Here is a 2,065-nt window from a genome sequence, read left to right as displayed (position 1 = left end):
TCTCGTAGGCGATCTCGACCGCGCGCGTGACTTCGCTCGTGCTGAATTCCATGGTCGCCGAGGCATGCGCGCGGTGGATCGCCGCGAACAGCTCGCGCAGCCCGGAGCCGTGCTTCGCACTGATGCGCACCGACTCCGCCCATTCGACGAAGGACAGCTTGCGCGACAGCACCGACTGCGCCTGTTCGCGCTGGTACTCGGTCAGGCCGTCCCACTTGTTGATGGCCACGACGAGCGCGCGGCCGGCGTCGAGCGCGTAGCCGAGCACGGTGGCGTCCTGGTCGGTGATGCCTTCCGAGCCGTCGAGCATCACCACGGCCACCTGGCACTGCTCGATCGCCGCGAGCGTCTTGAAGGCTGAGAACTTCTCGACGGCCTCGTCGACGCGCGAGCGCCGTCGCAGGCCAGCCGTGTCGATCAGGCGGTAGCGGCGACCGTCGCGCTCCATGTCGACGGACACCGAGTCCCGCGTGGTGCCCGGCACTTCGGACGCGATCATCCGTTCCTCGCCGAGCAGGCGGTTGACCAGCGTCGACTTGCCGACGTTGGGGCGCCCGATGAAGGCGACGCGGATGCGCGTCGGATCCTCGTCGAGCACGGGCGAGGCGCCCTCTTCGGGCAGCTGCGCGTAGATGCGCGCGAGCAGCGCGTCGACGCCGTGCCGGTGCGAGGCCGCGACCGCGATGCGGTCCGTGAGCCCGTAGCGCGCGAACTCGTTGAGTGCCTGCGCCGCGTCGATGCCGTCCGTCTTGTTGACGACCAGCAGCGTCGGGCGGCCGGTGCGGCGCAGCCACTGCAGGATCTCGTCGTCGAGCCCCGACGGGCCTTCGCGACCGTCCACGACGAACAGCACGATGTCCGCTTCTTCGGCGGCGGCGCGCGCCTGCCGTGCGGTCGCGCCCGCGAGCCCTTCTTCCTGGCCCGCGATGCCGCCGGTGTCGACCACCGCGAACGCGGGCCGGCCTTCCGGGCGCGCCACGCCGTAGTTGCGGTCGCGGGTCACGCCGGGCTCGTCGTGCACGAGCGCATCGCGCGTGCGGGTGAGCACGTTGAACAGCGTGGACTTGCCGACGTTGGGACGACCGACGAGGGCGACGAGCGGCAGCATGTGCGGACCTCGGGGCTCTTGGAAAACGAACGGGCCGCGGGGTGGCGATGCCACCCGCGCGGCCCGGCGGAATTACTGCGCGCGGAAGGCCGTCAGGCCGCCGTCGACGTTCTGCACCAGCACGATGCCATCGGCCACGACCGGGGTCGCACGGATCGGGTCCTTGCCCGCGCGCATGCGCGCGGCGAACGCGCCATCGGAGAGGCGCAGCCAATGCACGTAGCCGTCGAGGTCGCCCACGACCGCGGCCTCGCCGGCGATCGCCGGGGCCGTGACGTCGCGGCGCAGCAGCGCCGGCTGCTGCCACAACGCGCCGCCACCCTGCTTGTCGAGCGCGAACACGCCGCCGTCGGCCTCGGTGACCACCACGCGGTCGGTGCCGACCGCAGGCCGACCCGGGCCGCCGTGTTCGGCCGCCCACAGTGCGCGCCCGTTCGGCGCATCGACCGCGACGGTCGAGCGCTTCAGGCTGGTAGCGTACAGCGTGCCGCCCTCCAGCACGGGCGAGCCGTCCACGTCGGACATGCGCTCGAGCTCGTTGCGACCTTCGGGCTGCCCGATCGGCAGGTCCCACAGCGGCCGGCCGTCGTTCGCCGCCAGCATCGTCAGCGTGCCGTCGTCGTTACCGACGAAGACGACGCCGGGACCCGCGGTGACCGCATCGTTGCCGCGCGCGGTGAGACTCGGCAGATCGTGGTTCCAGAACCAGCGACGCTCGCCGGACGCCGCATCGAACGCGGTGACGCGACCGTCGACCGAACGCACGTACACGCGGCCCTGCGTGATCGTCGGCGCGGCGACCACCTCGTTGCCGACCTTCGCGCGCCACTTCTCGGCGCCCGTGGCGGCATCCAGCGCCACCACGTCGCCTTCCAGGCCGCCCACGACCACCAGGCCTTCGCCGACGCCGGGGCCGCCGGAGATCTGCAGCTTGCTCTCGTAGTGCCAGGCCGCCTT

At 72.0% G+C, this 2,065-nt stretch carries 2 protein-coding genes; both read right to left on the bottom strand.

The window, feature by feature from the left end:
* Positions 1-1,108 (bottom strand): ribosome biogenesis GTPase Der (gene der, locus ACY35P_RS15465; RefSeq protein ID WP_462116727.1); only part of this gene is annotated, 1,108 nt, incomplete at its 3' end.
* Between the two features lie 72 nt (positions 1,109-1,180).
* Positions 1,181-2,065, bottom strand: an 885-nt coding sequence (bamB, locus tag ACY35P_RS15460; protein WP_462116726.1) for an outer membrane protein assembly factor BamB, incomplete at its 5' end; no start/stop codon positions are given.

This window comes from Lysobacter xanthus (assembly GCF_047159895.1).
Note: the sequence above shows the minus strand (reverse complement) of the source record. Positions and strands in the feature narration are given on the sequence as shown.